Below are 7,433 nucleotides of genomic sequence, written 5' to 3'. Positions count from 1 at the left end.
CGCGGCGAATATTTCTGGGTCGACATCGCCCGTGACGGGATCATCCTATACGAGCTGCCTTGCCACCCACTGGCGATGCCGGCGCCGCTTACTGCCGCCGACGCACTCGAAATGGCGAGCGGCTATTTCGCGGAGTGGCTGCCTGGCGTCGATCGTGCGCTTTCGACAGCTGCTGACCAGGTTGGCAAGGGGACGGACGACCGCGGATGGTGCAAGGATGCCGCCTTTACCCTGCATCAAGCGGTGGAGCGGGCTTACATTTGCTTCCTTCTCGTACGCACGCTGTATTTCCCGCGTTCGCACAACATCAAATTCCTGCGCTCGCTTGCCGAGGACAACGAGCCGCGGCTGATCGAGGCGTGGCCGCGGGATCGGCGTCTCGACCGGCGTCGCTTCCAGCTCCTCAAGCGGGCGTATGTCGAGGCCCGCTATTCCTCCGCCTACGAAATCAGTGTCGACGACCTTAACGCGATCCTACAGTGCGTCCGCACGCTGCGCGGCATCGTGGAGCAAGTATCGCGCGAGCGCCTGGAACAGCTCCGCCGCGCGGCCGATGAAGAGCAGTCCTCCGCATGCGAAGAGTAAGCGCGTGCCGCAGGGAGCGTCGGCTTCCGCTTAAAGCACGCGATGACTGCTCCCGAAAGTCAAAACGGCACTGAGATACAGACGCTTTCGCGAACCGGCCTAGCGAGGCGCATTACAAGATCATTTCTCAGGCACGTCAGGGCGTTCTTCGTTGCTCACCACATCGGCTAGAGCCTCGATGATCCGGCAATCAGCGATCGCGCCGTGACCGCATTGGCCGATGAGCCGGTCGAGCTCGTCGCCCAAAGCCCGGAGTTCGGACATCTTCCGCGCGACGGTGGCTCGATGCATTCGGGCGATGTCATCGACGACCTCGCAAGATTGTTCCTTGTCGTCGGCAATGCTCAGCAACTCGCGAACCTGGTCGAGCGGAAATCCGAGATCACGGGCTCGGCGGATGAACGCCAGCCGCTGAAGGTGCTCCATGCCGTAGGAGCGGTAACTGGAAGGAGAGCGCGCCGGCGGCGAGAGCAAGCCGATCTGCTCATAATAGCGGATCGTCTCCACCTTCGTGTCGGTCGCAGCGCCGAGCTGACCAATTCTCATGAGCGGTTCTTGACCCTCTAGTTGCTACAGGGTGCATATAAGCAGCCGAATGCACGAATCGAGGTAAATCTCAGTGGCCGGTCATTGTTGTGGAAGTGAGAAGCTGAACGTCGGCAAAGGCGATCCCCGCTGGCGCCGTGCGCTGTGGATCGCGCTTGGCGTCAACGCCTTCATGTTCGTCGCTGAGATGGGTGCGGGCGTAGCGGCGGGATCCAAGGCGTTGCAGGCAGACGCGCTCGACTTCTTCGGAGACGCCACCAATTACGCGATCAGCCTTGGTGTGGCGGGAATGGCGCTCGCGTGGCGCGCCCGTGCAGCCCTGTTCAAAGGCGCCACTCTCACCTTGTTCGGCCTTTACGTCATCGCCGCCACCGTCTGGGCTGCCTACCACGGATCCCTTCCCGCGGCGGAGGTGATGGGGATCGTCGGCATTATGGCGCTCGTCGCCAACGCCGCCGTTGCCATCATGCTGTATCGTTTCCGGTCAGGCGACGCGAACATGCGGTCCGTCTGGATATGCTCGCGCAATGACGCGATCGGCAACATCGCCGTCGTGGCGGCGGCAGTCGGCGTGTTCGGCACTGGGACCGCCTGGCCCGACCTTATCGTGGCCACCGTTATGGCCGCCCTCGGCATATCGGGAGGGTGGCAGATCATGCGTCTTGCCGTCGCTGAGCTGAAAGTCAGCCGCCGAGAGCAGCCGCAATGGATGTGATGGACCCTATAGCTCCGATGCACTTCCCGAAGCTACTGCTCCGCAAGGCCCGCAGCCGATCCGCTTCGTCAAAATGCAGACGGCAGCTTCATCTGGGCCAAGGCATGGCCTCATCGTCGCGATTTCGATCGAGTGCGCTGCCGTCGCACCTTGGACGAGCCCGGCGCGCGAGGGGGAGGCTGTCGATTGGACTGGAGAACAGTCACGCGCTTGGCCAGATGGGCGTCGAACGCCTTCATATTTTCCATAGACGATGTCCCGCTAGGCGTACGGCCAGCCACGAGAGAACCCCGCTCGGCTTTATTTCGTGCTGGAGAATCGTTCCGGAGTCGTCCGCCTCGAGCTTAAAGCTCTCTTCCATAACAATCAGTTTGGGAAGGCCAATTCGCCACGCGAGCTTCTTTGGCTCCTCGCACTCGATGATGAGGACCTCCGTATTTATGTAGTGCGATCGTTCGGCTGTGCGACGCAACGAATAGACGATCTCGCTGCCCACCGCGGCAGTGCCGTCGAGGTTCAGAAGCGCGTGCCATCGCGTATAGTCGGAGAAGGCGGTCAAGACCGCCCAAACCTGCAAGGGCGGCGCTTTCAGCCGGATGGAAGTCTTCAGTTCCGTCAAGAGGTGTTCTCCCTTGTGGCGGCCGTTCACCTCGCGCGCTGTATCATGCGGGCGGACGGCTTTGATGTTCGATTAGCGTTCCGGAGTGCAATGGGCCGCATGTTGTCTGGTGCGCCGCCGCGCTGCTCATCCGGGTCGCCCAATGACGAGCTCGGCGGAATCGCTTGTTCGGCCGGCTGATATTCAGGAGCAGGACCGGCTCCAAAGCCGGACTCATAAAGTGCTTCGCTGAACAACCCAAGGTCTCGCGCTTCCGCCTTGCCGATCGCTGCGAGCAGGGAGAAGCCAGCGACGTAAGCGTCGCGACGGGCGGTGGCGAGTTGGACCCGGCTGTTGAGCAACTCCTGCTCGGCATTCAGGACATCCAACACGTTGCGCGTTCCGACGGTATTCTCGGCGCGAACACCCTCGACCGCAAGCTCATTCGCTTCGACCGCTACTTGCGCGGAGCGAATCACTTGCAACGCCGCATTATAGCGAGAGAAAGCCGCGCGTGCGTCGGCGACCACGGCGCGCTCCACCAGAATGATCTGCTCCAGCGACTGGCCGTACAGCTCGTTTGCTCGGCGAACACGAGCTGCCGGGGCGCCGCCCTGGTAAAGCGGAATTGTAGCCGATAGCCCAACAGTGACTGTGTTCTGCGTCTGGAAAAAGGTCCGTCCGGGCAGATTGCCGCCCAGTGTTCCGAGGTAATTCGCATAGCCGCCATTCGCTATGGCCGAGAGCCTCGGCAGGCGCGATGCCTTCTCTACTCCGATATCGTAGCGTGCGGCCACGCTCTCTGCCTTGGCGGTCTCCAGCTGTGGATTATTGTCCAATGCGATGTCGATTGCCTGTGCTGGCGTCGCCGGAAGGCCAGGAAGCGCCGGCGGCGGCTGGAGGTTGACGGGAGGCACGCCGACGAGCCGCAGATAGTTTGCTCTGCTCGCAACGAGTTGCGCGCGCGCCGTCTCCAACTGGCCACGAGCCAGGGCGAGCCGCGCCTGTGACTGGGCTACGTCAGTGAGGGTAAGATCGCCGATTTCGAACCGGTCGCGCGACGCCTGAAGGTTCGTTTCAAGAACATTCACATTGGACATGTTCAACTGAACAATGACATCGTCGCGAGCGACATCAAGGTAGGCTGCAACAATTTCCTCGAACAATATCGCTTCGGTCGACCTGAGGCTCGCCCTACCGGCCTCGACTCGGGCCTTAGCGGCGCTTACCGAATTGCGCACCCTCCCGCCCTGATAGAGCGGAACGTTCAGGTTCACGCCGGCGGTGGCAGCCCTCAACGGGGATGTGAACGAGTTTGCTGAGTTCTGAACAAATTCCTGATAGTCGGCAGTGCCGCTGAGCGACGGACGGCCGGCGGCTTTCGCGAGAGGTACGCCATTGTCGATGGCGCGAAGACCGGCGCGAGCGCCGGTCAGCGCGGGATTCGTTTGGTACGCCCGCACGAGCGCTTGGCGAAGTGTTTCGGCCTGGAGGGGGCCGGCGATGGATAAAGCTGCGGACGCAGCAAGGAAGAGGTATGATCGCATTACGTTCACCTTGGGGAAGGATTGGTTGACCAATCCAAGCATCGAGCCCGTTGTCCCGCACGTCAGGCGCAGGTTGAAAGGAGAGCTTGGCTGAGAAGATCGATCGCCAGCCGCGATAATGGCCGTCCGGCGCGGCAAAGGCACCGTTTCTGCTGGACAGCTAGCGGCGAGACCCGACCCGCCTTGGATCAGGCCTAAATGGCGGCCAATCTTGTTGGCTTCGGCGGACGCGGCGAAACTTCGATGAAGGCTGCCGGCAAGCGGTCAGCCGCCGCGCTAGTGAATTTCAACCGCGTCGGATCAAAGGAACAGCAATCATACCCGTTAGAATCGAGCGTCGCGCCAAAGTGAGTGCTATGGTGGAGGTGACAGGACCAGCGGCGACCGACGGGTTTTTGACGATCGGGATCGTCGCTTGCGGCTGCGATCTCGGCACCATCAGTTTGCATGCTGTCCGCGGATGCATACAGCACCACATCTTTATAGCAGCCAGCTTCGGCGAGCACGGGGGTAGCGGTGACAAGAAGCAAGCTTAGACCAGCGAGGAGGAGCCGAAGCCAGTCGAATATGCCTCTCGATGCCACCTGTTCGCCTCCGACGCCACATTAGGCGGAGGGGCTGCTAGATAGCAAGGGTTCGCCTTTTTTCGGGTTCGGGAAGAGAGCAGAATTGAACAAGACCAGTATCTATCGCGAATACCCCTTCTTGTGAACGCCTGATTCCTTGGGCTGAGCGCCGCGCCTGACGCGGCCAAGCCTTGATGACTCTTTGAGGGTTAGTTGGATCGACCTTCCTTGGCCTGCGGAAATCAGTCACGATCAGAGTAGGAGCGTGACGAAGACAAGACCGGGAGGATTTTAGCGCGATGTTGCCACGGAGGCCGCTACACGGCCAACGTTCCTTGCACGACAGAAGGCTCGCGTCGACGCAGAGAGCCGAATGGCGGCTGTCGGCCCTGACGAGCGGAGAGCGCCAAGAAGGACGGGTTGCATGGCCAGAATTTCGCTGTATGAGGACGGGCTGTGAAAACCCGAGATGGAGCTAATCCCAATCCGTTGACTTCGGCAGTGACCCTTCTGGCGCAATTTGTATCCAGGACGGCAATTGCCGTCCTGTTAATGCTGCTCGCGGTCTCGCCGGCATTCGCTGGGTTTGGCTCCGCCGTGGATAGCGGCTCTCATGCGGTTGCTGGTGCGAGTTTGATGACGTCGGCGGCAACAGGCGACTTCGTAATCACCAACGACAGCTCAGAGGATGGGCAAAGCGACAGTCAGCCGGGCAAGGTGATGCATTGTGCGTTTAGTCACTGCGCACACTGCTATGTGGACGCCTCGACCGGAGGTGACGATTCAGACTTGTTACCCACGGCTGAACTCTTTCCGCCTCGCCTCTACGAGCGTTTGGCTGCGGCCTCTCCAAATGGACTGGAGCGTCCTCCGCGCCCCTGAAGCATCTTGCTTCCGCCCGCTGACGCGGGCGGCTTGGATGAATCGCTTCAGGGATGACCTATGCTCTCTTTACATTTGCGGCTCCGCGCGCGCGCTGAGGATCCGCTCACCGAATCCAGTGATCGATACTCGATAAGGTGCGCCTACCCCTCCCGACTGGCGTGGCGCGTCGGCACTTCCGCCTTGGCTGCAAGAGCGTTTCTTGGCGCTGCACTGGCCCTTGCTCCGCCTATGGCGGCCGCCAGCGCGCAGGTGAGCACGCCGGCAACGCCGCAGGTGGGCGTTCCCACTCAACCCGAGCTAGTAGGTCCGCCTGCGCCGCCTCCCACGGCAGACTTGCCCCTGCTCGCGCCGCGTGAAGGACCGTTACCGGCAACATTGACGCTCGAGCAGGCACTGGAGGAAGCTGCCGCGCGTTCGCCAGCCGTCATCGCAGCGCAAGCGCGGGTCGAAGCCGCCGAGGCTCGGGTGCGACAGGCGGGCTTCCGGGTGAATCCGGAGCTCAGCGTAGAGGTGGAGAACTTCGCAGGGTCGGGCGAGTTGTCCGGATTTCGCGGGACGGAAACGACGGTCGCTCTCAGCCAACGGCTCGATCTCGCCGGCCGCCGGCCCGCCCGTGTAGCCGTGGCGCAAGCCGAACTGGCGACGGAACGGCTGAGACTTGCAATCGCAAGGGCTGACCTGGCGCAAGCGGTGCGGGAGCAATTCGCGAGAGCGGCCACCGCCCGGGACCGATTGCGAATTACGACCGATAATGAAGCTCGGGCGCGCGAGTTGGCTCGCATCACCAACATCCTTGTAGAGGAGGGCCGGGAGCCGCCACTCAGGGCGATCCGAGCCCGCTCTGCAGCGGCCCAGGCTGCCGCCGAACTCGAAGCAGCGCGCGCCGACGAGCGGGCGGCCCGAGCGACGTTTGCCGTGCTCTTCGGCGTGAGTACGCCGCCGGAATCGGTGACTGGTGACTTGCTCGATCTGCAGCCGCGGACCATCGATCCCGAACAGAGCCTGGAGGTCCGACTGGCCGAAGCAGAGCGGCTTCGGGCCGAAGCGGAACTTCGCCAACAGCGAGCTGCCGGTCGGCTCGACCCAGCGATCGGTCTAGGCGTTCGTCATGTGCGGGAGACAGGTGATGTCGCCTTGGTGGGCGGTCTCTCGATGCCGCTGCCGATCTTCGATCGGAACCAGGGGAACGTCGCTGCCGCCCGCGCGAATATCCGTGCGGCCGAGGCAGGCCTCGTCAGCGCGAGGGCGTCGGCCACCGTCCGCGCCGGCAACGCCATCGTCAACGTGGAAGCTGCGGCGGCCCGCGTCGAGGCGCTTGAAAAAGCGGCTGTCCCCGAGGCGGCTGAGGCGTTGCGGCTGACGGAACTCTCCTACCGCGAAGGACGCGCATCGCTGCTGGAGTTGCTGGATGCGCAGAACGCCTACCGCACCGCGCAGACCGCCCTCATCGAAGCCCGCCTCGCCCAAGCGCTAGCGACCGCCGAACTCGGCCGCGTCGCCGCCCAATAAGGAACATCCCAGATGGATCTCACCGTAGTTACACAGAACCGAAAGAAGCTGCTCGCCGGCGTCGCCGCCCTTGCTGTCGTCGCCGTTGGCGGCTTAGTTATGACGCAACCAAACGAATCTGTTCCCGCCGGGGAAGCGGCCCCCGCCGAAGAGGGCGAGGAGGCTGGGCACGGCCGGGAAGGCTTTGTCGAAATGACGCCCGCTCGTTTGGAGGCAAGCGGCATCCGGACCTCGACCGTTGAGGAAGGGTCCCTTGCCTCCGAGATCATCGCTCAGGCGACCGTGACAGCCCCACCCCAAGGGCAGGCGCTGCTGACCGCACGGGCCGACGGCGCCGTGGTTCGCATCAACAAGCGCCTTGGCGATCCGGTCCGCGCCGGCGAGACCGTCGCGCTGCTCGAGAGTCGGGAGGCGGCGGCATTCGTCGCCGAGCGCAATGGCGGCGGCGCAGGCACAGGCGGCGCGATCCGCCGCGGCGCGCG

7 protein-coding genes and 1 pseudogene are annotated in these 7,433 nt (G+C 62.9%); 5 read left to right on the top strand and 3 right to left on the bottom strand.

What is annotated here, in order from left to right:
- A partial coding sequence (locus tag VIR62_RS12700; RefSeq protein WP_431871817.1) for a HEPN domain-containing protein occupies positions 1-585 on the top strand: 585 nt, incomplete at its 5' end.
- A gap of 120 nt (positions 586-705) precedes the next feature.
- Here the strand turns inward: VIR62_RS12700 and VIR62_RS12695 are convergent.
- On the bottom strand, positions 706-1,131 hold the full coding sequence (locus VIR62_RS12695; RefSeq protein WP_431871815.1) for a MerR family transcriptional regulator: 426 nt from the start codon (positions 1,129-1,131) through the stop codon (positions 706-708).
- Positions 1,132-1,204: 73 nt separating this feature from the next.
- Between VIR62_RS12695 and VIR62_RS12690 the strand changes: the two genes are divergently transcribed.
- On the top strand, positions 1,205-1,846 hold the full coding sequence (locus VIR62_RS12690) for a cation transporter (protein WP_431871813.1): 642 nt from the start codon (positions 1,205-1,207) through the stop codon (positions 1,844-1,846).
- A 235-nt stretch (positions 1,847-2,081) separates the two neighbouring features.
- Here the strand turns inward: VIR62_RS12690 and VIR62_RS12685 are convergent, their stop codons facing one another.
- Together VIR62_RS12685 and VIR62_RS12680 are read right to left on the bottom strand one after the other, a co-directional pair.
- Positions 2,082-2,465: an SRPBCC family protein gene (locus tag VIR62_RS12685; RefSeq protein WP_431871811.1), complete on the bottom strand. Its 384-nt coding sequence runs from the start codon at positions 2,463-2,465 to the stop codon at positions 2,082-2,084.
- Between the two features lie 26 nt (positions 2,466-2,491).
- Positions 2,492-3,991, bottom strand: a complete 1,500-nt coding sequence (locus tag VIR62_RS12680; RefSeq protein ID WP_431871809.1) for a TolC family outer membrane protein — start codon at positions 3,989-3,991, stop codon at positions 2,492-2,494.
- Positions 3,992-4,189: 198 nt separating this feature from the next.
- On the opposite strand from VIR62_RS12680, the gene VIR62_RS12675 reads away from it, so the two are divergent.
- The 3 genes and pseudogenes from VIR62_RS12675 to VIR62_RS12665 all read left to right on the top strand — a co-directional run.
- Complete coding sequence (locus tag VIR62_RS12675) at positions 4,190-4,342, top strand: hypothetical protein (protein ID WP_431871808.1); 153 nt, start codon at positions 4,190-4,192, stop codon at positions 4,340-4,342.
- Between the two features lie 1,475 nt (positions 4,343-5,817).
- Complete coding sequence (locus tag VIR62_RS12670) at positions 5,818-6,951, top strand: TolC family protein (protein ID WP_431871806.1); 1,134 nt, start codon at positions 5,818-5,820, stop codon at positions 6,949-6,951.
- Positions 6,952-6,963: 12 nt separating this feature from the next.
- A pseudogene (locus VIR62_RS12665) lies at positions 6,964-7,433 on the top strand (efflux RND transporter periplasmic adaptor subunit); the annotation flags it as partial.

This window comes from Allosphingosinicella sp. (assembly GCF_036570505.1).
Taxonomy (GTDB): domain Bacteria; phylum Pseudomonadota; class Alphaproteobacteria; order Sphingomonadales; family Sphingomonadaceae; genus Allosphingosinicella.
This window is presented reverse-complemented; position numbering and strand designations above follow the sequence as displayed.

Excerpts from the sequence above, each read along its gene's own strand:
- VIR62_RS12695 (WP_431871815.1), bottom strand. The coding sequence starts at position 1,131 with ATGAGAATTGGTCAGCTCGGCGCTGCGACCGACACGAAGGTGGAGACG.
- VIR62_RS12680 (WP_431871809.1), bottom strand. The coding sequence starts at position 3,991 with ATGCGATCATACCTCTTCCTTGCTGCGTCCGCAGCTTTATCCATCGCC.
- VIR62_RS12675 (WP_431871808.1), top strand. The coding sequence starts at position 4,190 with ATGGCGGCCAATCTTGTTGGCTTCGGCGGACGCGGCGAAACTTCGATG.